The following is a 21,292-nucleotide window of genomic DNA, read 5'->3' as shown; positions in this document are numbered from 1 at the left end:
CAAAAAAGCGCGACACAACTCGTACTCCCTGCAGGCCAAATGCGTGATGATTCTTCGTCTTTACCCGAGCCAAAGGGGCAGCCCGTCAGCGTTTGCTTGACGAATCTTGTACGTTGCGCTTTACACCCCGACACTCCTGTCTATATTTTAAACGAGAAACGATACAAGTCGTCACCCCTGTACAAGCTGTTTTCAGGGGTACCGGCAACGGGCAAACTATTGAAGCAGAATTAGCAAACACTGTTTCCTTTGAACGCCCCGTCTCACGGGCTTTCGCGCTAACGCGAAAGTTCGCTTTCTGTATGCAAATACAGTCTATTCACCCCCTACCCCATGGGGTATTGTTCCCGAGCTTGTTCATTTTTACGTTCATTTTAACTTCGAACTCGGCGGTCAATTTACCCATGTTGCGAATCCTCCATTCGCTGCCTCGCACGCATAAGTTATTACTTTTACCCGTGGCCACGATGGTCACAGTGCTGGGCACACAGAAGCTGCTAACAACGTATCAAGACCTGAATTCCCCACGTACTTCGCTTGAAAGCGTGCTGGTTCCGCTTTCAAGCGACGCCGTTGCAACGGTCCCCTCCCTGCACCAGGAGCGGCGCCCGGTTGCCGAAGCGATCGACCGCGCCTCTCGCGCCATCGACGCCACTCGCGAACAAATTCCGCTCAAGGACCTCGCGCCTCGTGAAATCGTGGATCTCGACGTCATTGCGACCGCGGAAGCCTCCATGGCCAGCGAAATCGACGCCCGACCCCAGCTTGACGATGGCGCCATTCACATGGCGGTCGTGTTCGGCACGCTGACCAGTGGCATGCTCAATATCGACGACCCGAGCGCCTACGGCCCGGTCGAGATTGCCGATGCCTCTTCCGCCGACATCGTCGATGATGCTACCTCTTACGAGGACTACGGTATCGAGCTGTTCGACGACATCTCGTTTCTCGACCTCGAACTCGCCGCCGAAGAGCCTTACGTTCCCGAGTGGCAAACCCACATCGTCGAGTCCGGGGAAACCTTCGCGGTGGTGGCGCAAAACGAGCTGGGGCTGGGCTACAGCGAAGTCGCCGCGCTCCTGGACGACATGCCGGACCCGCAGATTTTGACCAACTGGCGCGCGGGTAACAGTTTCGACTACAAGGTCGACGAAGATGGCCGCCTGCTTTCGCTTCGCATGATGAAGGATATCCGCGACGGCGTGCTGCTCGAGCGTGACGACAACGCCTTCGCCTCGACCGTGATCGAGCGTCAGGGCGAGCCGGTACAGCGCCTGTTCGCCGGCAGCGTTAGCGGAAGCTTCGCACGCTCCGCTCAGGCAACCGGCCTTTCGAGCGGCTCGGTGACCGAACTGACCCACCTGCTCGAGCAGAAGCTCGATTTTCGTCGTGACAGCCGCCGCGGCGACCGCTTCAGTGTGCTAGTCGAGTCCGACATGATCGACGGCGAAACGCTGGACTCACGCGTGCTGGCGGTTCAGTACGACGGCGAGCGCATGGATCTGACCATGGTTCGCAACGCCGGCGACGACAAGTTCTACACGCCGGACGGGAGTGGATTGGAGCCTGGCTTCGCGCGCTACCCCTTCGATGGCAGCTACCGGCTCTCCTCCAACTTCAACCCGCAGCGTCGTCACCCGGTGACTGGCCGGATCAGCCCGCACAACGGGACCGACTTTGCCATGCCCATCGGCACCTCGGTCGTCGCGCCGGCGGATGGTCGCGTCGAGCGGGTCGCCAACCACGCCGCCGCGGGCCGCTACGTAGTCATTCGCCACGACAACGGCTACCGCACGCGCTACCTGCACCTCTCAAAGCCCCTGGTCAGCGTCGGCGAGCGCGTCACCATGGGCGAGCGCATCGCGCTTTCCGGCAACACCGGTCGTAGTACCGGTCCGCACCTTCATTACGAAGTCATCGTGAACAACTCGCCGGTCAATGCCATGACCGTGGACCTGCCGGAATCGTCGGGTCTGTCCGGCGATACGCTGATCGCTTTCCAGAATCAGGCCGAGCCCATGCTGGCCGCGCTTGAAAGCGGCGAAACCGGTACCGTTAGCGTCGCCAACTACCAGCGCGGCGAATAACTCCCTCACCGCGCACGAAAAAGCCGCCTTTCGAGGCGGCTTTTTTCGTTTCACGCGGGGTCAGGTTCCACGCCAATTCACGTTCTACGCGGGCTTCGCTTCGACGTTTGCGGGGCGGTCATACCGGGCGGCTGAGCGCTGCGAGAACCGCATCGTCGTGGCGGTAGATGTCGTCGCGAAACTCGATTTCCCCTTCGGCGTTGGGCCAGGCCGTCAGGTAGTGAAGCTGTACCGGAATACGCTGGGGCAAACTCACGTTCTGGTCGCTGCGCCCACGCTGGATCAGTGAATTGACCTGATGCTGGCTGCCGCTGTCGCGAAGCAGCAGCTGCGCCAGCTCGCTGATACCCTCGACCCGAATGCAGCCGGAGCTCAGCGCACGGTCGGCGCGCCCAAACGCCGCTTTCGAAGGCGTATCGTGCAGATAGATCATGTCGTCGTTGGGAAAGCGCACGACCAGGCGCCCCAGCGGATTGCTGCTGCCCGCCACCTGGCGCAGCATGACTCCGCCCGGGCTTTGCCAGTTGACCGATGACGGGTTTAGGCGCTCACCGTCGGGGCTCAACACCTGAATGTTACGCGCAGAAAGATAGTCCGTATTGCTACGGACTCGTGGCAGCACGTCCTCGCGCATGATGGTCGGCGGAATCGTCCAGGTCGGATTGATGGTGAGGTGACTGATCGAGGAGTGGATCATGGGAGTCGCGCGCTGGGGCGAGCCCACCACGACTCGAGCATTCCACTGCTGGCCGTTGGGCCGCTGATAGTGGAGCTGGTAACCGGCCACATCGACCCATACGCGTGCGTCGCCATCCAAATGCGCCAGCCAGCGCGCCCGCTCGAGATTGATGCGCAGCTGATCGATACGCGCCGATAACGGCGTATTGAGCGCGTGTCGCGTGCGCTCGCCGACCACCCCGTCCGCCTCGAGCAGGTGCCGGCGCTGAAAGCGCTTGACCGCGCTTTCCACCGTGGCGTCGAAACGGCGCTGGTTGTCGTCGCGCACTCGGGCATCGATCATCGGGTAGGCGTCGTCATCGGCGGTGACCAGACCATTTTCACCCCAGAGGGCGAGCCGCTCGCGCAGCGTCACCACGTCATCGTCGGTGTCGCCAAGTCTGAGCGCGGCTTCGCGGCCGCCTAGATAAGGCGCGCTCGCCTCGCCGCGGCGCTCGAGCGCGCGATACTCACTCAGGGTCTGGCGAAGCTTACGGTAGGCACTCGACTGCGGTCGCGCCGCTTCGAACGCCGCCTCCACATCGCCCTGGGCCAGCGCCATGCGCACCTGGCCCATGCTGTAAGTACGCACCGGACGCTCGCCGCTCCACTGCGATCCCAGCGTCTGCGGGTCCACCTTGCCGCGCGAAAGATGATCGAGCGCCAGCAGCAACGCTTGTGTGGCCTTGATATCGAAGCGCGCCTGAGCGGCGGCCCCCATTTGCTGGCTCAGCTTGAAATCGTCGACGAGCTCCGCACCGCGGTAGTCGCTGGGGGTCAGGCCGTCTTCGTCGAGTCGTGCTATCGCCGCCGCGAGAGACTCCACCCGCGCGGCATCCTGCCACACCCGCTGATTCTCCCGGCCCTGATAGAACTGCTGGAGCGGCTGATCGTTGGCGTAAGCGTTTAACTGCTGGGCAAGCGCCGGTTGAGCCGATGTGTCGGCGTAGGCATGATGGATGGCGTGCGGCAGCGGCAACAGCGCGGCGACCATGACGGCGCGCATCGCCCAGTGGTGGATCGATGCATTCTCGTTCATAACCCCTCCATGGGTTACTATGCAGCGTCGCATGCCAACCCAATAAAGATACAACATGCGCAACTGACGTTTGGTTTTGCCAACACCGGTTTCACCCTCGAACCCGGCGCTATTGCCCTGCCACGGGCCTGTAAACGCAGGCTAGTGAAAAAAGCCTTTTGCAAACGGGCTGGACGGGCACTGGCGCGACCAACAATGGCTTTATCGCTCGGCGTACCCCTAATGATAGTAGGTCTGACACTATGCGGCTCGGATTAGGCATTTTTTCACGTTTACTCATTCTTTCCATTCCGCTTGCAAGCACCGCGGCTCACGCGGACTCCTCCCCTTTCTACGCTCAAATGGACGCGGTAAAACCCGCCGGCGTCTCTTCGCTCAACCATCAGCTTCAGCTGCTCGCCCCGGAGGCCACCCCCAGAGCGCTCGAGCTCGCCGCCCAGGCGCTCTCCTGTGCCGACCCCGGCGCCGAGCGCCTGGCCGTCATCGACTATTCGCTGCCCTCGACCGAAAAACGCCTGTGGGTTTTCGATCTGGCGCACAATCGGCTGCTGTTCAAGGAACTGGTTTCCCACGGGCGCGGCTCGGGTGACGCTAATGCCGAGGTGTTCTCCAACGTCCCGGAGAGCCACCAGTCCAGCATCGGGCTCTTTCGCACCATGAACAGCTACTACGGGCGCAACGGCTACTCGCTGCGCCTGGACGGGCTCGAGGCCAATGTCAACGACCAGGCCTTCGATCGCGCCATCGTCATTCACGGTGCAAGCTATGTCAGCGACGACTTCATCACCCAGACCGGGCGGCTGGGCCGAAGTCACGGCTGCCCGGCGGTGCGCGAAGAGGTCACCTACCCGCTGATCGATAGCCTGAAGGAAAACCAGTACGTCTTCGCCTACTACCCGGACGCGCAGTGGATAGAGAATTCCGCGTTTCTGCGCTGCCCCAACGGCGGGGCCGGCATTTACCAGCTCGCCGCCTCGACGCACTAGCTTGGCCAATCAAGACCGCCGCCGCGCGGTGCCGTTGAAGCGCCCACTTTCGCGATGGTTTTTTTCTGCCAGGCTTAGACTTTCGAAGCAACCAGGCGAGGAGGCGGCATGGCGAACGCGAAAACGCTGGATCTGGCGCTACAGGGCGGCGGTGCTCACGGCGGCTACACCTGGGGGGTGATCGACCGCCTGCTGGAAGACGACCGCATCGAGATCGAAGGCATTAGCGGTACCAGCGCCGGCGCCATGAACGGTGTGGTCATGGCCGATGCGCTGACGAGAGGCAACAAGGAGACCGCCCGCCAGGCGCTGCGCGATTTTTGGCAGGCGGTCAGCCGCGCCGGCATGGCAAGCCCAATCCGCCGCTCGCCGCTGGATATCCTCACCGGCAACTGGAGTCTCGATCAGTCGCCAGGCTATGTCGCCATGGATTTGATGAGCCGGCTCGTCTCGCCCTACCAGCTCAATCCGCTGAACCTCAATCCGCTGCGCACGATCGTTGACGAGCATATCGATTTCGATCGGGTGCGACGCTGCGACCAGCTCAAGCTGTTTGTGGCCGCTACCAACGTGCGTACCGGCAAGCAGCGCGTCTTTCGCCGCGAGGAGATGACGCTGGACGCGGTCATGGCCTCGGCCTGTTTGCCCTTTGTGTTCCAGGCCGTGGAAATCGACGGCGAGGCTTACTGGGACGGCGGCTACATGGGAAACCCCGCGCTGTTTCCGCTGATGGAAGAGTGCGGCGCTCGCGACATCATGCTGGTGCAGATCAACCCGATCAGCCGTGACACTCTGCCGACCACCGCCTCGGCGATCATGAACCGCCTGAACGAGATCACCTTCAATGCCGCGCTGATCAAGGAGATCCGCATGATCGCCCTGCTCAAGCACGCTCTCGACGAGCAAGGCATCGAAAACTGCTACCAGCAGGCGCTGTTTCACCGCATCAGCGGCGAGCAGGCGCTCGAGGATCTGTCGGTGTCGAGCAAGATGAACGCCGAGTGGCCGTTCTTGTGTCACCTATTCGAGCTGGGTCGCGCCGCCGCCGACCGCTGGCTCGATGAGAACTTCGACGCCCTCGGCGAGCGCTCCACGCTCGATATCGATACCGTCTACATGAACGAATAGCCGCCCCGGGCGCCCCATTTTGATGCAGCGACCCTGCATCACGGCGCGCCCGCTCTCCCCTCCCAAACGCTAATACGCTGTCATTTCGATAAAAATCGCCGCCTGGCGACATAATTGCTTTGTATTTATCGATAACGACAGGCGTGGACCAGGCCCAACGGGTACGAGTGCGTCGAGTAGGCCTTCAAGGGCGAAGGCGTCTTCTCGTACGCCGCCGGCGCGAAAGCGCGGCGGTCTCAAAACTCGTTCGCGCTTGGTGAGGTTCCCATGGATATTCGCAACAAGGCTAATCGGATTCGCCTGTTCAGCTTTTCGACGCCGCAGATGCGCGCTTTTCACTTCTCCTGGTTTGCCTTTCACATCTGTTTTTTTGGCTGGTTCGGCATCGCCCCGCTCATGGCGGTGGTGCGCGACGATCTGTCGCTCACGCAAACCCAAATCGGCAACACCATCATCGCCTCGGTGGCGATCACCGTTATCGTACGGCTCTTGATCGGTGTGCTGTGCGACCGGCTGGGGCCGCGCAAGACCTACACCGGGCTGCTGCTGGTGGGCTCGCTGCCGGTCATGGGTATTGGCCTGGCCGACAGTTTCGAAACCTTTTTGCTGGCCCGGCTGGCGATCGGCGCGATCGGTGCCTCGTTCGTCATTACCCAGTACCACACCACCATGATGTTCGCCCCCAACGTGGTCGGCACGGCCAACGCCACCAGCGCTGGCTGGGGTAACCTGGGCGGCGGCACGACGCAGATTCTGATGCCGCTGATCTTCTCGGGGCTTTTGATGCTGGGTGTCAGCGAGACGCTCGGCTGGCGCCTGGCCATGGTGGTGCCCGGCGTGGTGCTCTTCTTTACCGGTATCGGCTACTGGTTCTTCACTCAGGATGCGCCGAACGGCAGCTTCGCCGAGCTGAGAGCCCGCGGCGAACTACCAGAAGCCTCCGGCGAGTACGGCGCAATGAGCAGCTTTTTGTCCGCGGCGAAGGATATCCGCGTGTGGGCGCTGTTCGTGGTGTACGGGCTCTGCTTTGGGGTCGAGCTCACCATCAACAACATCGCCGCGATCTACTTTTTCGACCACTTCGAGCTGACGCTGGCCACTGCGGGCCTTATCGCGGGGCTGTTTGGCCTGATGAACATTTTCGCGCGCACCCTGGGTGGGGTGTTTTCGGATCTGTTCGCCAAACACGGCGGGCTGAAAGGCCGGGTGCGCTGGCTGTTTATAGCGCTGGTGTGCGAGGGCATCGCGCTGATCGCCTTCTCCCAGATGCACGTATTGAGCCTGGCGATCGGCATCATGCTGGTCTTTAGCCTGTTCGTGCAGATGGCCGAAGGCGCCACGTTCGGCGTGGTGCCGTTCATCAATAAAAAGGCGCTGGGCGCGGTGGCGGGTATCGTCGGCGCCGGCGGCAACGTCGGCGCGGTACTGGCGGCGTTTCTGTTTCGAAGCGAAAGCCTGACCTATCAGCAGGGGCTTTTCTATCTGGGCCTGTGCGTGCTGATGCTGGCGGGTAGCGTGCTGGTGGTGCGCTTTAGCGATGCCACGGAAGCCGAGGAGGCCAGGGCCTATCAGGACGCGCTCGGCGAGCAAACCGGCGCAGGGGCGCTGTCGCTGCGCTAGACACTCACTCCCGGCCTTGCGACATCAAGGGGCCGGGCACACAAGGAGCGCTTCATGGCTTCTGGTCGCACACTGTTACTTACGGCACTGCGCTTTGATATCGACAACCTGCGCCACCTGGCAACCGCGTGCGACATGGTGGGCGATATCAGTCGTTTCATTCACGTGCTTCAGCGTGAGCGCGGCGCTTCTACCATTTATCTTGCTTCGAAGGGCAAGCAGTTCGCGACCCGGCGCACCGAGTTCATGGCATGCAGCCAGCAGGCCGAAGCGCTGATGCGCACGCGGTTGGAAGCGCTTTGCGAAAAGCCGCGCCCCGAGGCCGGGGCACGGCTTTTGCGCCGCATCGCCACCGTCTGGATGGCGCTCGACGACCTGCCCCGGCTGCGCGAGGCGATCGACGCGCGCGAGCTAACGCCGGACGGCGCCACCCGGGCCTTCAACGACGTGATCGGCGGGCTTTTGGCGATCGTGTTCGAAGCCGCGGACACCGCCGCCGACCCGGACATCACCCGAGCGCTGGTCGCCATCTTTCATCTGATGCAGGGTAAGGAGCTTGCCGGCCAGGAGCGCGCCTGCGGCGCCTTCGGCTTTACCTACGGGCGCTTTGACGAGCCGCACCGGACGCTGTTCGAACGGCTGACCCAGGATCAAAACCGCTGCTTCGACACCTTTCTGGAATTCGCTGGCGCCGACGCCCGGGAGAGCTGGCACCAATCGCTTTGTAAGCAAACGCTTACTTACATCGAGACGCTGCGCGCAAGCGCCCACCGCGGCGAACGTGCCCGCTCTGATAGCGACGCGCGCATGAGCGAAACCTGGTACGCGCTCGCCACGCAGCGCATCGATGGCCTGAAGCAAGTGGAGGACACCGCGATTCTTGAACTGGCCGCGCTATGCCACGTAAAAATCGAAGCGGCGCAGCGGGCTTTTGATGAGGCGCACACGCCCCGCGTGCGGGCACAGCCTGCGCCGTGCGAGCAGCTTCTGGCGCTGGGCGAGGATCGCGCGCTCGGTGATCTCACGATCAGCGCGCTCGCCTCGCCGCTTAGCCGCTCGCTGATCGAGCTCACCCACGCCCAGTCCAGCCGCCTTCAAGGGCTTAGCGACGAGCTAGAAAACACCCGTAAGGCGCTTCGCGAGCGCAAGCTGATCGAGCGGGCCAAGGGGTTGATCATGGCGCACCAGTCGATGAGCGAAGAGCAGGCGTACCACTTTTTACGCAAGACCTCGATGGATCAGAGCAAAAGCATGGCGAGCATGGCGCAGTCGATTCTGGATCTTTCGAGCATGCTATCGCGCCCAACGCCTTGACCGGGCGCGGCGGGTTTGCAACATCCAGGCCCATTGACCATGCTAAAAGGCCCCGTTGAAACATTGGCAAGGAGCGCTACCCATGCAGGATCGTGTCATTCTCATCACCGGCGCCTCGAGCGGTATCGGCGCCGCGACGGCGCGCGCGGCCGCGCGTGAAGGCTACAAGCTGATACTCGCCGCGCGCTCGACGGACAAGCTCGAAGCCCTTGCTCAGGAACTGGGACGGGAAAATCTATTGACCGTCGAGCTCGACGTTACCGATATGGAGCAGCAGCGCGCCATGGTCGAACTGGCGCTGGAAACCTTTGGGCGCATTGACGCGGTGTTCGCCAACGCCGGACAAGGCGGCTCGACCGGCGGCTTCAGTGAAGCCGACCACGCGCAGTGGAAGGAGATGATTCTCACCAATGTCTACGGCGTGGGATTAACGCTTCAGGCCTGCCTGCCGGCGCTCAAGCGCTCCGCGGGCCACGTACTGCTCACCGGCTCCGCCGCCGGGCGCACCACCATTCCCGGCTCGATGTACAGCGCCACCAAGTGGGCGGTCACGGGCATTGGCTATAATCTTCGCGAAGAGCTTCGCGGCACCGGCATTCGCGTCACGCTGATCGAACCCGGCATGGTCGATACCCCGTTTTTCGACGAGCCCCCGGAGCAGGCGCTCGAGGACAAGGATATCGCCAACGCCGTCATCTACGCGCTGAACCAGCCGGCCCACGTGGACGTCAACGAAATTCTCATCCGGCCCACGCCGCTGCGCGAATAGCCATCCCCGCCTTTGCGCTCGGCGGTATCGACAGCGTCAACAGCGCGCTGTCGATACCGCTCCCTTGTTTTAGGCTTGGCTCGCCCGCATAACAGGGTATTAACAAGCGGGCTAATGAGTTTTCTGAAAACATGAATTTCATGAAAACGACCATCGTCAGCCGCTTTTCACTCAACGTGCAGGTGAATCATGAGCCAACTCGCCGAGACCGCCCTATCGGTACTGGATCTGGCGCCCATTCGCGAAGGCGGAAGCGCCGCCGAGACCTTTGCCAACAGCGTCGAGCTTGCAAAGCGCGCCGAGGGACTGGGCTACACGCGCTACTGGCTGGCGGAGCATCATAACATCGCCGGCATCGCCAGCGCCGCCACCTCGGTACTGATCGGCCACGTCGCGGGCCAGACCTCGACGATTCGCGTCGGAAGCGGCGGTATCATGCTGCCCAATCACGCGCCGCTGGTCATCGCCGAGCAGTTCGGCACGCTGGAAACGCTCTACCCCGGGCGCATCGACCTGGGCCTTGGCCGGGCGCCGGGCTCGGACGGTGCCACCATGCGCGCCATGCGCCGAAGCGCCCAAGCCGGTGTGGACGACTTCCCCGCCCAGCTCGACGAACTGACGCGCTACCTGGGCGACGCCGCCCCGCATCAGCAGGTCAAAGCGGTGCCCGGCCAAAGTACCCATGTGCCCATCTGGCTGCTGGGCTCGAGCGGCTACAGCGCCCAACTCGCCGCGCGTTTGGGGCTACCGTTCGCCTTTGCCGCCCAGTTCGCGCCGGGCTACCTGTTCGAGGCGCTGCGCCTTTATCGGGACAACTTCCGCCCCTCTGACGTGCTCGACAAACCCCACGCCATGGTCGGCATGCCGGTGATCGCCGCCGACACCGACCAGATGGCGCACTACCTGGCCACCACCGCCCAGCAGAAGTTTCTCAACCTGATTCGCGGACGGCCTACCACCTCACAGCCGCCGGTCGAGCAGCTCGATTGGACGCCGATGGAGCAGGCCCAGGTCAGCCAGTTCTTGGGCGCAGCCATCATCGGCGGCCCGGATACCGTCAAGGCGGAACTCGAAGCGTTTCAGGCGCGCACTGGCGCCGATGAACTGATGATCAACAGCGACTTCTTCGACCAGCAGGACCGGCTAAGAAGCTACGAAATCGTCATGGAGGTCGCGCGCTAGCCTCATCTTTCCTTTAGCGGCAGCGGTGCCAGGCATCGCTGCCTGAATACTTTAACGTCAGCGGATAGCGCCATGTCTGATCACACCATCGCCCCCATGACCCGGGAGGACTTCATCGCTTTCTGGCCGGTTTTCCACGACATCGTCAGGGCGGAGCAAACCTACGCCATCGACCCGGCAATCGACTTCGAGGCGGCCTATGCGCTCTGGTGTGAAGCGCCGCTGGCCAGCCGGGTCATCAAGGACGCTGAAGGCACGCTGCTGGGCGCCTACTACCTGAAGGCCAATGCGGCGGGGCCGGGCAACCATGTGTGCAACTGCGGCTACATGGTCTCCCCCGCCGCTCGCGGCCAAGGCGTTGCCCGCACGCTGTGCGAGCATTCTCAAACGCTGGGTAAGGAGCTTGGGTTCAGTGCCATGCAGTTCAACGCCGTGGTGGCCAGTAACGAAATAGCGGTGGCGCTGTGGCAGCGGCTCGGCTTTGCGATCGTGGGGACGGTGCCCGGTGCCTTTCGCCACCCAACGCTTGGGCCGGTCGATACCTACGTGATGCACAAGTTTTTGTAGCCTCGACTGCTCGCCTTAAGCCTTTGGGGGTGAAAGCCTGGCGCGACGCTCCAATAATTTTACCCATGGTTGCAATCGGTTACATGCAAACGGCGCGCTTTTAGGGTAGCTTCACAGGCATATCCGGCGGCCAAATGTGGCCTGCTCTTATCAACCGGCTGGCCAACGTTCTCCCATGGGGCATTTTTTCGCAGAGTGGTCCTCGCGCTTTTCACTGCGCACGCGCTTTATCGCCCTGATCGCCGCGCTGGTGTTCGCGACGACGCTCATGCTGGGCTGGGTCGCCTCAAGGGAGTCGGCTCAGCAACTCGAAGCGCATATCGGCTCGGCCTCTTCCCGCGCCGCCTACCAGATGGTGAACATGCTCGATCGCAGCATGGACGCGCGCATCAAACAGGTGAACCTGCTGTTAGCCATACAAACGCTTGGCCGCGATACGCAGCCACACGTGCTCAGACGCCAGCTCGAACGCCTGCAGGATAGCTTCAATATCGTTTCGTGGATCGGGCTGACCGACACCCAGGGCACGGTGCGCGTGGCCACCGACGGCATTCTCGAGGGCCTCTCCATCGCCCACCGCCCGGTGTTCGTCGAAGGTCAGCACCGGCCCTGGGTGGGCGATGTGCACGAAGCGGTCATGCTGGCAAGCCTGCTTCCCAGCCCCACCGGCGAAGCGCTCAAGTTCGTCGATATCGCCACCCCCGTGCACGACCGAAGAGGAGAGTTCAGCGGCGTGCTCGCCGTTCATTTAAGCTGGGAGTGGGCGGAGTACATCGAGCGCACCCTACTCGCGCCCGCCGAAAAGCAGCAGGACGCCGACCTGCTGCTGCTCTCGAGCGACGCCACGGTGCTTTTGGGCCCACACGAGCTGCTGGGCCGCTCGCTGAATTCGCTCAAATACGTTCCTCGACCGGGTAACACCACGCCTAGCTGGGCGGTCGAAACCTGGCCCGACGGCCAGCGCTACGTGACCGGCTACGCCAGAAGCGGCGGCTTCGAGGATTTCGAAGGGCTTGGCTGGGTGGCGATCAGTCGCCAGCCCGTGAGCGACGCCTTCGCCCCTGCCAAGCGGCTTCAAGCGGCGATCATGAGCATCGGGCTATTGCTGGCGGTCGTGTTCGCGGCGGTCGGATGGTGCGGGGCCTCCTTCATCGTGGCGCCGATCAAGCGCCTGGCTCAAGCCGCCGACCGTATCGGAGAGGGGGATCAGGCGGGCATCATCCCGCTGGAGCGCGGCGCCAGCGAATTCAAGCGCCTTTCCGTTTCGTTGCGCGAGATGGTGGGGCGGCTGTCGGATCAGCGCCAGACCATCAGCCGGCTGGAGGATTTGGCCAATAGTGACCCGCTGACCGGCCTACCCAACCGCGCCTTCTTGATGCAGTACCTGCAGCACGCCGTGCCCGAAGCGCAGCGCCATTTACAGAACATGGTGGTGATGTACATCGACCTGGATGGCTTCAAGCGGGTCAACGATGAGCTTGGCCACCACGCTGGCGACCTGCTGCTCATCGAGATCACCAACCGGCTGAAAAACGCGCTGCGAAGCGGCGATGTGGTAGCACGCCTGGGCGGCGACGAGTTCGTCATGGTGCTCAAGACGCAGCCGGAGTATCTCGAACCGCTCACCCATGAAGTGGGAAGGCGGCTGCTCAATGCCATCGAGCGCCCCATTCAGCTCGCCGAGGGGCAAACGGCCACCGTCGGCTGTAGCCTCGGCGCGGCCTGGTGGCCGCACCACGGCGAGCACATCGAGACGGTGCTAAAGCTTGCCGATAACGCGCTCTACGCGGCGAAAAGCCAGGGCAAGCACCGGCTGGTCATTCATCGCCCCGGCCGCTAGCGCCACGACACCGCTCGAGCGCACTCTGGGCGGCATCGCTGCCCATGGCCGAGAGCTTCTCGATGTTGCGCTCGGGGATCGCGTCGGTATCGCCATAGAACGCGATCGCTTTCTCGACGCTCGCCTCGCGCAGGATGTGCACCATGGCGTAGGGCGAGCGGTTGGTGTAGTTGGCGGCGTCTTCCGGGTCGGCATCGGCGAAGCAGTAATCCGGGTGAAAGCTCGCCAGCTGAAAGATACCTTCGAAGCCGAGCTCCTCGACCAGATGTTCGGCGAGCTCGAGAAAATCCAGGTAGTGATCGAAGCTCTTGAACAGCGTCGGCAGTACCAGAAGCGTGGTTTCGACCTCGTCGTGATGGGTGAGCCAGTCGAGCTCCGCAGCCAGCTCCTCGAGCGCCACTTCGATCTTTTTGGAGCGTACCACCTGCACCCGCACGCGATCCGCGTCGAGCTCGCGCTTGGCGAAGGGGCAAATATCGTGCGCGACGATAAACGTTCGTACCCAACAAAGCGTTTGCTCGATTACTACCTCATCCGTTACCGCCATGGCGCCCTCTTCCATTATCACTTTCTGTCGTCACTGCCCGTTATAGCCGCCAGCCTACGTGTGCTGGCGGTAGTGCGCCAGCGCAACCTCAAAAGATTGGCGAATATGATCGTCCATCAACTCCCGGCCGGCCTGGACGTCGCGGGCAAGCGCCAGTTCCACCAGTTTTTGGTGCTGATCGTCCAGCGGCTGACGGATCACCGGTGGGTTGGCGCCCAGCCGGCGGTAGCGGTCGAACTGGTCGTGGAGCTGCTCGATGAAGCGAATCAGCCATGCCGAGCCACAGGGGGCGACCAGCGTGCGGTGAAACCGGGTGTGTAGCGCCTCCCAGGCCTCGCCCATGTCCTGGGTTTTATCCGCGCGCTTGAGCCGGTGAGCCGCGCCCAGCAGGTCCGCCTCCCACTGGGCGTCGCCCTGGGCGATGGCGCGCTCGAACGCCATGCCCTCGAGCTCGAGGCGAAGCCGCGTGATATCCTCGAGCTCGGCTTCGCTAAGCCCGGGCACCCGAAAACCACGCTGGTTCTCCTGCACCAGCAGCCCAAACGCGGCGAGTTTGTTCAGCGCCTCGCGCAGCGGGCTAAGCCCCACCTGATAGCGCTCTCTCAGCGCGTTGATCGCCAGTTTCTCCCCCGCGGCGAAGCGCCCGCGCACCAGATCCTGACGCAGCGTCTCAAAAATGCGGCTCGAAGCCGTGCCGCTAGATGGCAGCGCATCGTTTTTCATGGTGATCTCTCCCGCCATTAATACAAATACGTGATGACACAACATACGCGATGATAAAAATCGTCGGGATAATCCGCTTTTAAAATAATCGATTTTTCTATAAATAGTATGATAAAACGCCTTTAACGAGGGCGCACCGCTTTTCTCAAAAGCCTTCGACAACACGACGACGTACAAGAGCGATCACTTCGATGACACTACTGGCACTGTTTTGGGCCTTTTTTCGCGTGGGCATTTTCGGTTTCGGCGGCGGACCGTCGATGATTCCGCTGATCCACGCCGAGGTGGTCAAGCGTCACGCGTGGCTCACCGACGAAGAGTTTGCCGACGTTCTGGCGATCGGCAACACCTTGCCCGGCCCGATCGCGACCAAGATACCGGGCTATATAGGCTACCGGGTAGGCGGCACGGCAGGATGTCTCATGTCGGTGCTGGCCGTGATCGGCCCGATGATCGTCGCCATGATCGTGATGCTCGGCGTGTTCAGCCGCTACCGCGATGTCGGCTGGATTCGCGGCATGGGCCAAGCGGTGATTCCGGTGGTCATGATCATGATGGGTCAGTTGACCTGGGACTTTCTGGAAAAATCCAAAGCTTCGCTTGGCTGGCTTATAAGCATTGCCATCGCCCTGGTGGCCGGCGGGCTGATCTATGGGCTCGGGGTCCACCCGGGACTCATCATCGGCGCCCTGCTCGCCTCGGCGCTCCTTTCGCCCAAGCGCAAGCCAAACGCCGCTCGACAAAAGCCTCCGGAGGAGTCCGCATGATCTACTGGGAGCTTTTTCTGGCGTTTTTCATTCCCAACATCATTGGCTATGGCGGCGGCCCGGCCATCATCCCGTTGATCGAGGCCGAGGTCGTCGGCCGCTACGGCTGGATGACCTCCCAGGGCTTCGCCGAAACCCTGGCACTGGGCAACGCGCTGCCAAGCCCTATCGCCACCAAGATGGCCGGCTACATCGGTTATGAGGTCGCCGGTGCCCTGGGGGCGCTGGTGGCGGTGCTGGCCACCGTGGTGCCGTCGCTTCTGCTCATGCTCGGGGCGCTCGGCCTTCTTTACCGCCACCGCGAATCGCCGCGCGTCAAACGCATGAGCCAGTGGGTGCGCCCGGTCATCGCCGTCATGATGGCCTGGCTCACCCTGGGCTTCTTTCTGGAAGGCATGGAGAGCGCCGGGCTCGTTCATACGCTGATCATCGGCGCCGTGGCCGCTGCGGCGCTGGTGTGGCTAAACGTCCATCCGGCGTTTGTGGTGCTCGGCGCGCTGCTCTACGGCGCCCTTCTGCTGGGCTGATTCACAAGGATTTCGATATGCAACACGACGTTCATCATGACGCTCTCTACTATCCCAGCGCATCACGGCGCATGACCACCTTTGGCAAACGCGGCATGGTCGCCACCTCCCAGCCGCTGGCCGCTCAGGTGGGAATCACTATCCTGCAGCAAGGCGGCAACGCCGTGGATGCGGCGATCGCCACCGCCGCTGCGCTGACCGTGGTGGAACCTACCTCCAACGGCATCGGCAGCGACGCCTTCGCGATCGTCTGGGTGAACGGGAAGCTGCACGGGCTGAACGCCAGCGGCCAAGCGCCGAAGGCCGCCACCATCGAGGCGATGAAAGCGCTGGGCCATGACCGGATACCGAGTCACGGCATGTTGCCGGTCACCATTCCCGGCGCCCCGGCCGCCTGGGCGGCGCTGTCCGAGCGCTTTGGCAGGCTCCCCTTTGCCGAGCTGTTGGCACCGGCCATCGCGCTTGCTGAAGAGGGTTTTGCAGTCACCCCGGTGATTCATCAGATGTGGGCCGAGGCGGTTCATACCTACGCCGCTTATGATGACCCCGCTTTTACGGCCTGGTTCGACACCTTCGCGCCCAACGGCCGCGCGCCGCAGCCCGGCCAGATATGGGCCTCCCCCGGCCACGCCGAAAGCCTCAGGGCGATTGCCGAGACCCGCGCCCAGACGTTTTACACCGGCGAGCTCGCCGAGCGTATCGATGCGTTTTCTCGCGAACACGGTGGCTTGCTGCGTAAGGAAGACCTGGCCGGTTACGCGCCGGAGTGGGTCGACCCGATCGGCGTGCGCTACCAGGGCCATGATATCTGGGAGATTCCGCCCAACGGCAGCGGGCTGATCGTACTGCAGGCGCTGGGTATGCTCGACCAACTCGAAGAGAGCAGCGATACGGTCGAGACCCTGCACCGGCGCATCGAGGCGACCAAGCTCGCCTACATGGACGGCTTCAAGCACTTGACCGAGCGCGGCGCCATGGCGCACACCACCGAGCAGCTCTTGAGCGACGAGTACCTGAAATCGCGCGCCGCGCTGATTGGTGAGCAGGCTGTCGACCCGACCCACGGCAACCCGTTTCAGGGCGGCACGGTGTATCTCGCCACCGCCGATGAGGAAGGCAACATGGTGTCGTTCATTCAGAGCAATTTTCACGGCTTTGGCTCGGGCATGGTCGTCCCGAAAACCGGCATCAGCCTGCAAAACCGCGGTAGCTCCTTCTCGCTCGACCCGGACCACGCCAACGCGCTCGCCCCCCACAAGCGCACCTACCACACCATCATCCCAGGCTTTATTACCAAAGGCGATCAGGCGGTGGGCCCCTTCGGCGTCATGGGCGGCTACATGCAGCCCCAGGGCCACGTGCAGGTCGTCACCGGGCTTTTGAACGATGGGCTCAACGCCCAGGCGGCGCTGGACATGCCGCGCTGGAAGTGGGTCGAAGGTAAAACCATCGAGGTCGAGGCCGACTTCCCCAATCACCTGGCGCTGGCACTTGCCCGGCGCGGGCATAAAATCGTCAAGGTCGCCGATTCGATCAGTTTCGGCCGTGGCCAGATCATTTTGCGCAATGCCGAGTCCGGCGTGCTCCAGGGCGGAACCGAGCCGCGCACCGACGGCGCGGTGCTGCCGCTTTGAGCCCATAAGCGCAGGATCACCTGGTGGTCCGGGGCAAAGCGATGCATCATGGCGCTTTTCTCCGGTTATAGGTGGTCGCCTCGCATGGCCCTGTTGAGCTCTACATCGTCGATTGCCGGCTTTTTCAGCGTGTTTCGCTACAGCCGGCGGGCGCTTTCGCTGGTGTGGGACACCTCGCGCTGGATGACGCTAGGGCTTGCGCTGTGCACGCTGGTGGCCGGGGTGCTGCCGGCGGTGGCGGCCTGGGTGGGCCAGTTGATCGTCGACGGCGTGGTCGGCGCCATGCAGACGTTTGAAGCCGCCGAGGACCCGGTGCTTTGGATCATTCTGGCGCCGGTGCTGTGGCTGGTGGCCCTCGAGGCGCTGATCATCGCGGTGATGGCGCTGGCTCAGCGCGGGCTCGCCGCTCAGCAGTCGCTTTTGCGCGCGCTGCTGGGCCAGAAGGTGAACGTGCTGATTCTGGAAAAAGCGGGCACGCTATCGCTTTCCCAGTTCGAGGACTCCGAACTCTACGACAAGCTGACCCGCGCCCGGCGCGAGGCCTCGACGCGGCCGCTGGCGCTGGTGACCAAAACCTTCGGCTTTCTGCAAAACGCGATATCGCTTTGTAGCTTCAGCGTGCTGCTGGTGCAGTTTTCGCCCTGGGCGCTGTTGATTCTGGCTGCCGGCGCCGTGCCGGTGTTCGTTTCTGAAGCGAAGTTCTCCGGCGATGCCTTTCGCCTTTTTCGCCGGCGCTCGCCGGAAACGCGCATGCAGAGCTACCTGGAAACCGTGCTGGCGCGCGAGGACAGTATCAAGGAGGTCAAGCTCTTCGGCCTGGAGCCGCTGTTTCTGAGTCGCTACCGGGCCATCTTCGATCGACTGTTCGCCGAGGATCGGCTTTTGACCCTCAAGCGCGAAGGCTGGGGATTTCTGCTGGGGCTTTTGGGCACCGCCACGTTTTATATCGCCTACGGCTGGGTGGTGCTCGAAACCGTGATCGGCGCGATCACGCTTGGACAGATGACGATGTACCTGATGGTATTCAAGCAGGGCCAGTCGGCGCTGTCGGCCATTCTCACCGCGATCAGCGGCATGTACGAGGATAACCTCTACCTGTCCAACCTTTACGACTACCTGGAACACCCCACCGAGGCAGAAGGCGGCACGCTGACTCAAGGCAAGGTGCCCGGCGACGGGCTGCGCTTCGAGAGCGTCACGTTCGCCTACCCAAACGGGCGCGTCGTACTTCGCGATATTTCGCTGCACCTGGCACCGGGCCAGAGCCTGGCGCTGGTGGGCGAAAATGGCTCGGGGAAGACGACGCTGATCAAGCTGTTGACGCGGCTCTACTCGCCCGTTGAAGGTCGCATTCTGCTCGATGGCAGCGACCTGCGCGATTGGGAGGCGCAGACGTTAAGAAAACGCGTCGGCGTGATCTTCCAGGACTTCGTGCGCTATCAGCTACCGGTGGGCGAAAACCTGGGCGTGGGCGACATCGACGCCTTCGATGACCAGAGCCGTTGGCAGCAGGCGGCGCACTTTGGGCTGGCCGATGGTTTCATCGAACAGATGCCCGCCGGCTACCAGACCCAGCTTGGCCGCTGGTTCAAAAATGGTCAGGAGCTTTCCGGCGGCCAGTGGCAGAAAGTAGCGCTTTCGCGCGCCTACATGCGCAAGGAGGCGGATATTTTAGTACTCGACGAGCCCACCGCCGCCATGGACGCCGCCGCCGAGGCCGACGTCTTCGCCCGCTTTCGCGCCCACAGCCGCGACAAGATGACGATTTTGATCTCGCACCGCTTCTCCACCGTGCGAAGCGCGGATCTGATCCTGGTCATGGACCAGGGTCATATCATCGAGCGCGGCACCCACGACGCGCTGCTGGCAGAAAATGGCCGCTACGCGCAGCTTTTCCGTTTGCAGGCAAAGGGTTATCAATAGAATCAAGAGGGGGAAAGAGGGGGAAAGAGGGGTGTCATATCGCACCTGTCAACTCAATCTCGCAAAAAGGTAAACAAGTGTGAACAGTGATGTATAACACTCGCTATAACTCACACTTTAAGACTACCTTCTACTCATTATATCCTACTTAATGAGTATTTCTCATGAACCGTTTCCGTCTTATAAAAGTGAAGTATGCGCTGGTGTTCATCGCCGTCGCCCTGTCGCTTCTTCTGGTCGTGCTGGCTGACACGCAGCTGGTCAACACGGTCAAACATCGTCTGGATACGTTTATCGACCACTACATTCCTGCCTCGACGGCCACGCTCAACGGCGACCGTGACCTCTACCAGGCACGTCTTGCCGAGGTAACGACGCTGCTTACGCCGGCCGGCTCGACACGCGCCGCCGAGCTTTTCGACGAGTTTCGCGACAACGCGCAGCAGGCCCAGGAGCGCATGGCGCTCTATCTCGAACGGATGCAGGACTATCCAGCGCTGACATCGCAAACCGACGGTTTCGAGGCGCTTTACAGTGCCTGGCTTTCGAGCGCGTCGCAGGTATTCGATCTGCACCAACGCGGCCAGTTGACCGAGGCACTGGCGCTGATGAACGGTGAATCGCTCGAGCACTTCAACGAGCTGCGCGCCGTTTATGACATCGCGGGCGCGAGCATCGAAACCGCCATTTACGAAGCCCAGGCGGCGGTCGTTCAACGTATTCACTCGCAGCAGATGGCGACGTTCCTCTTTGCCCTGGCGGTGTTCGTCATCGCGTCACTGATTGCCGTGATGGGTCCTCGGATGATGTCCAGGGCGCTGCGTCAGATCAGCCGGCGTATCGATGACATCAGTAACGGCGATGGCGATTTGACCGCGCGTATCGATAGCCAGCGCCGCGACGAGATCGGCGAGCTGGCGCACGCTTTTGATGGTTTCATTCGCCACATCGACAAGACGCTGCAGAGCGTCAGCGCCAGTACCGCAAGCCTCACTCACGCCTCGACGGAAATCGCGACCGGCAGTCAGGAACTCTCCGCGCGTACCGAGCAGGCCGCCGCCAACCTGCAGCAAACCTCGGCCTCGATGGAGGAGATCGCCGCGGTCGTCAAGGCCGCCTCGGATTCGGCGCAACAGGCCGATCAGTTGGCGCTTTCCACGCGCGAGCTCGCGCAGCAAGGCCAGCACTCCATGGCGAGCGTCGAGCAGACCATGGACGACATCAGCACGTCGTCGTCGGAAATCAGCAGCATCGTGACGCTGATCGAGGGCATCGCGTTTCAAACCAACATTCTGGCGCTCAACGCCTCGGTGGAAGCGGCGCGGGCCGGTGAGCACGGTCGCGGCTTTGCAGTGGTCGCTCAGGAGGTGCGCATGCTTGCCAGCCGCTCGAGCGAAGCGTCCAGCAACATCGCCGCGCTGATCGCTAGCTCCATGAGCCGAACCGAGGTGGGCGTTGGCCAGGTCAAGCATACCGGGCGGCTGATGGCAGAGATGGTGAAAAGCATCGAGCGCGTCTCTGACGTTATCGCAGAAATCAGCGCCGGTGCCCGAGAGCAGAGCGTGGGCATCGGTCAGGTCAACGATGCGGTGAGCGAGCTCGACGGCATGACGCAGCACAACGCCTCGATGGTCGAAGAGTCGAGCGCGGCGGCGGCAGAGCTTAGCGCTCAGGCCGCGCGGCTTGGTGAGTTGGTGGGCGCATTCAAACTCAGCGAGACACCGTCACAAGCTTCCACGCCACGTACGCCTGCCAGCGCCCCGCCTGTTTCCAGGCCTTTGGAGCGCCGCCTCTCGCCGGCGCCGGCTCAACCCGAGTGGACCGCCTTTTGATGCCCGCCTCGCTGGAGCAGGGAGTGACGTTTGCCTTTTCAAACGCTCATTTATCTCGGGCACTGAATTTATTCAAACATCAGCCGATTG

General features: G+C 62.4%; 17 protein-coding genes. 14 read left to right on the top strand and 3 right to left on the bottom strand.

The genetic code is table 11. The features are described 5' to 3' along the window. Positions 1-404 precede the first annotated feature (404 nt). On the top strand, positions 405-2,087 hold the full coding sequence (locus OCT39_RS04345; protein WP_263586474.1) for a peptidoglycan DD-metalloendopeptidase family protein: 1,683 nt from the start codon (positions 405-407) through the stop codon (positions 2,085-2,087). A 118-nt stretch (positions 2,088-2,205) separates the two neighbouring features. Here OCT39_RS04345 and OCT39_RS04340 read toward each other — a convergent pair whose 3' ends face one another. Next, entirely contained in the window at positions 2,206-3,843 is a 1,638-nt protein-coding gene (locus OCT39_RS04340) for a L,D-transpeptidase family protein (protein ID WP_263586473.1), read from the bottom strand. Positions 3,844-4,085: 242 nt separating this feature from the next. Here OCT39_RS04340 and OCT39_RS04335 point away from each other — a divergent pair, with 242 nt between their 5' ends. The 8 genes from OCT39_RS04335 (at position 4,086) to OCT39_RS04300 (ending at position 13,249) form a co-directional block, all read left to right on the top strand. Beyond that, on the top strand, positions 4,086-4,829 hold the full coding sequence (locus OCT39_RS04335; protein WP_263586472.1) for a murein L,D-transpeptidase catalytic domain family protein: 744 nt from the start codon (positions 4,086-4,088) through the stop codon (positions 4,827-4,829). A 108-nt stretch (positions 4,830-4,937) separates the two neighbouring features. Beyond that, positions 4,938-5,957, top strand: a complete 1,020-nt coding sequence (locus tag OCT39_RS04330; protein ID WP_263586471.1) for a patatin-like phospholipase family protein — start codon at positions 4,938-4,940, stop codon at positions 5,955-5,957. 267 nt (positions 5,958-6,224) lie between these two features. Continuing rightward, complete coding sequence (locus OCT39_RS04325) at positions 6,225-7,577, top strand: MFS transporter (protein ID WP_263586470.1); 1,353 nt, start codon at positions 6,225-6,227, stop codon at positions 7,575-7,577. A gap of 54 nt (positions 7,578-7,631) precedes the next feature. After that, positions 7,632-8,891: a nitrate regulatory protein gene (locus OCT39_RS04320; protein ID WP_263586469.1), complete on the top strand. Its 1,260-nt coding sequence runs from the start codon at positions 7,632-7,634 to the stop codon at positions 8,889-8,891. A gap of 82 nt (positions 8,892-8,973) precedes the next feature. After that, positions 8,974-9,660, top strand: coding sequence for an SDR family oxidoreductase (locus OCT39_RS04315; RefSeq protein ID WP_263586468.1), 687 nt, complete (start codon positions 8,974-8,976; stop codon positions 9,658-9,660). Between the two features lie 189 nt (positions 9,661-9,849). Beyond that, the gene (locus tag OCT39_RS04310) at positions 9,850-10,842 is read left to right on the top strand and encodes an LLM class flavin-dependent oxidoreductase (protein ID WP_263586467.1); all 993 of its coding nucleotides are present in this window, start codon (positions 9,850-9,852) and stop codon (positions 10,840-10,842) included. Positions 10,843-10,914: 72 nt separating this feature from the next. After that, entirely contained in the window at positions 10,915-11,409 is a 495-nt protein-coding gene (locus OCT39_RS04305; protein ID WP_263586466.1) for a GNAT family N-acetyltransferase, read from the top strand. A gap of 175 nt (positions 11,410-11,584) precedes the next feature. Continuing rightward, positions 11,585-13,249, top strand: coding sequence for a diguanylate cyclase domain-containing protein (locus tag OCT39_RS04300; protein ID WP_263586465.1), 1,665 nt, complete (start codon positions 11,585-11,587; stop codon positions 13,247-13,249). Here OCT39_RS04300 and OCT39_RS04295 read toward each other — a convergent pair. Together OCT39_RS04295 and OCT39_RS04290 are read right to left on the bottom strand one after the other, a co-directional pair. After that, positions 13,227-13,796: a DUF1415 domain-containing protein gene (locus tag OCT39_RS04295; RefSeq protein ID WP_263586464.1), complete on the bottom strand. Its 570-nt coding sequence runs from the start codon at positions 13,794-13,796 to the stop codon at positions 13,227-13,229. The two genes, OCT39_RS04300 and OCT39_RS04295, sit on opposite strands and share 23 nt — an antisense overlap. 54 nt (positions 13,797-13,850) lie before the next feature. Next, positions 13,851-14,519 carry a GntR family transcriptional regulator gene (locus OCT39_RS04290; RefSeq protein WP_263586463.1) on the bottom strand — a complete coding sequence of 223 codons (669 nt, stop codon included), beginning with the start codon at positions 14,517-14,519 and terminating at the stop codon, positions 13,851-13,853. Positions 14,520-14,710: 191 nt separating this feature from the next. Here OCT39_RS04290 and OCT39_RS04285 point away from each other — a divergent pair, with 191 nt between their 5' ends. The 5 genes from OCT39_RS04285 to OCT39_RS04265 all read left to right on the top strand — a co-directional run bounded on the left by OCT39_RS04285 (position 14,711) and on the right by OCT39_RS04265 (position 21,202). Next, positions 14,711-15,286: a chromate transporter gene (locus tag OCT39_RS04285; protein ID WP_263586462.1), complete on the top strand. Its 576-nt coding sequence runs from the start codon at positions 14,711-14,713 to the stop codon at positions 15,284-15,286. Further along, the gene (locus OCT39_RS04280; protein WP_263586461.1) at positions 15,283-15,813 is read left to right on the top strand and encodes a chromate transporter; all 531 of its coding nucleotides are present in this window, start codon (positions 15,283-15,285) and stop codon (positions 15,811-15,813) included. Before OCT39_RS04285 ends, OCT39_RS04280 begins: the two co-directional genes overlap by 4 nt. Before the next feature lie 17 nt (positions 15,814-15,830). Further along, on the top strand, positions 15,831-17,447 hold the full coding sequence (locus OCT39_RS04275) for a gamma-glutamyltransferase family protein (RefSeq protein ID WP_263586460.1): 1,617 nt from the start codon (positions 15,831-15,833) through the stop codon (positions 17,445-17,447). A gap of 84 nt (positions 17,448-17,531) precedes the next feature. Continuing rightward, positions 17,532-19,370: an ABC transporter ATP-binding protein gene (locus OCT39_RS04270; RefSeq protein ID WP_263586459.1), complete on the top strand. Its 1,839-nt coding sequence runs from the start codon at positions 17,532-17,534 to the stop codon at positions 19,368-19,370. Between the two features lie 164 nt (positions 19,371-19,534). Then, the gene (locus OCT39_RS04265; RefSeq protein WP_263586458.1) at positions 19,535-21,202 is read left to right on the top strand and encodes a methyl-accepting chemotaxis protein; all 1,668 of its coding nucleotides are present in this window, start codon (positions 19,535-19,537) and stop codon (positions 21,200-21,202) included. The last annotated feature ends 90 nt before the right edge of the window (positions 21,203-21,292 follow it).

The organism is Halomonas sp. GD1P12, assembly GCF_025725645.1.
Classification (GTDB): Bacteria; Pseudomonadota; Gammaproteobacteria; order Pseudomonadales; family Halomonadaceae; genus Vreelandella.
This window is presented reverse-complemented; position numbering and strand designations above follow the sequence as displayed.

Coding starts and splice junctions, on each gene's coding strand:
- OCT39_RS04345 (WP_263586474.1), top strand. CDS start 405: ATGTTGCGAATCCTCCATTCGCTGCCTCGCACGCATAAGTTATTACTT.
- OCT39_RS04340 (WP_263586473.1), bottom strand. CDS start 3,843: ATGAACGAGAATGCATCGATCCACCACTGGGCGATGCGCGCCGTCATG.
- OCT39_RS04335 (WP_263586472.1), top strand. CDS start 4,086: ATGCGGCTCGGATTAGGCATTTTTTCACGTTTACTCATTCTTTCCATT.
- OCT39_RS04330 (WP_263586471.1), top strand. CDS start 4,938: ATGGCGAACGCGAAAACGCTGGATCTGGCGCTACAGGGCGGCGGTGCT.
- OCT39_RS04325 (WP_263586470.1), top strand. CDS start 6,225: ATGGATATTCGCAACAAGGCTAATCGGATTCGCCTGTTCAGCTTTTCG.
- OCT39_RS04320 (WP_263586469.1), top strand. CDS start 7,632: ATGGCTTCTGGTCGCACACTGTTACTTACGGCACTGCGCTTTGATATC.
- OCT39_RS04315 (WP_263586468.1), top strand. CDS start 8,974: ATGCAGGATCGTGTCATTCTCATCACCGGCGCCTCGAGCGGTATCGGC.
- OCT39_RS04310 (WP_263586467.1), top strand. CDS start 9,850: ATGAGCCAACTCGCCGAGACCGCCCTATCGGTACTGGATCTGGCGCCC.
- OCT39_RS04305 (WP_263586466.1), top strand. CDS start 10,915: ATGTCTGATCACACCATCGCCCCCATGACCCGGGAGGACTTCATCGCT.
- OCT39_RS04300 (WP_263586465.1), top strand. CDS start 11,585: ATGGGGCATTTTTTCGCAGAGTGGTCCTCGCGCTTTTCACTGCGCACG.
- OCT39_RS04295 (WP_263586464.1), bottom strand. CDS start 13,796: ATGGCGGTAACGGATGAGGTAGTAATCGAGCAAACGCTTTGTTGGGTA.
- OCT39_RS04290 (WP_263586463.1), bottom strand. CDS start 14,519: ATGAAAAACGATGCGCTGCCATCTAGCGGCACGGCTTCGAGCCGCATT.
- OCT39_RS04285 (WP_263586462.1), top strand. CDS start 14,711: ATGACACTACTGGCACTGTTTTGGGCCTTTTTTCGCGTGGGCATTTTC.
- OCT39_RS04280 (WP_263586461.1), top strand. CDS start 15,283: ATGATCTACTGGGAGCTTTTTCTGGCGTTTTTCATTCCCAACATCATT.
- OCT39_RS04275 (WP_263586460.1), top strand. CDS start 15,831: ATGCAACACGACGTTCATCATGACGCTCTCTACTATCCCAGCGCATCA.
- OCT39_RS04270 (WP_263586459.1), top strand. CDS start 17,532: ATGGCCCTGTTGAGCTCTACATCGTCGATTGCCGGCTTTTTCAGCGTG.
- OCT39_RS04265 (WP_263586458.1), top strand. CDS start 19,535: ATGAACCGTTTCCGTCTTATAAAAGTGAAGTATGCGCTGGTGTTCATC.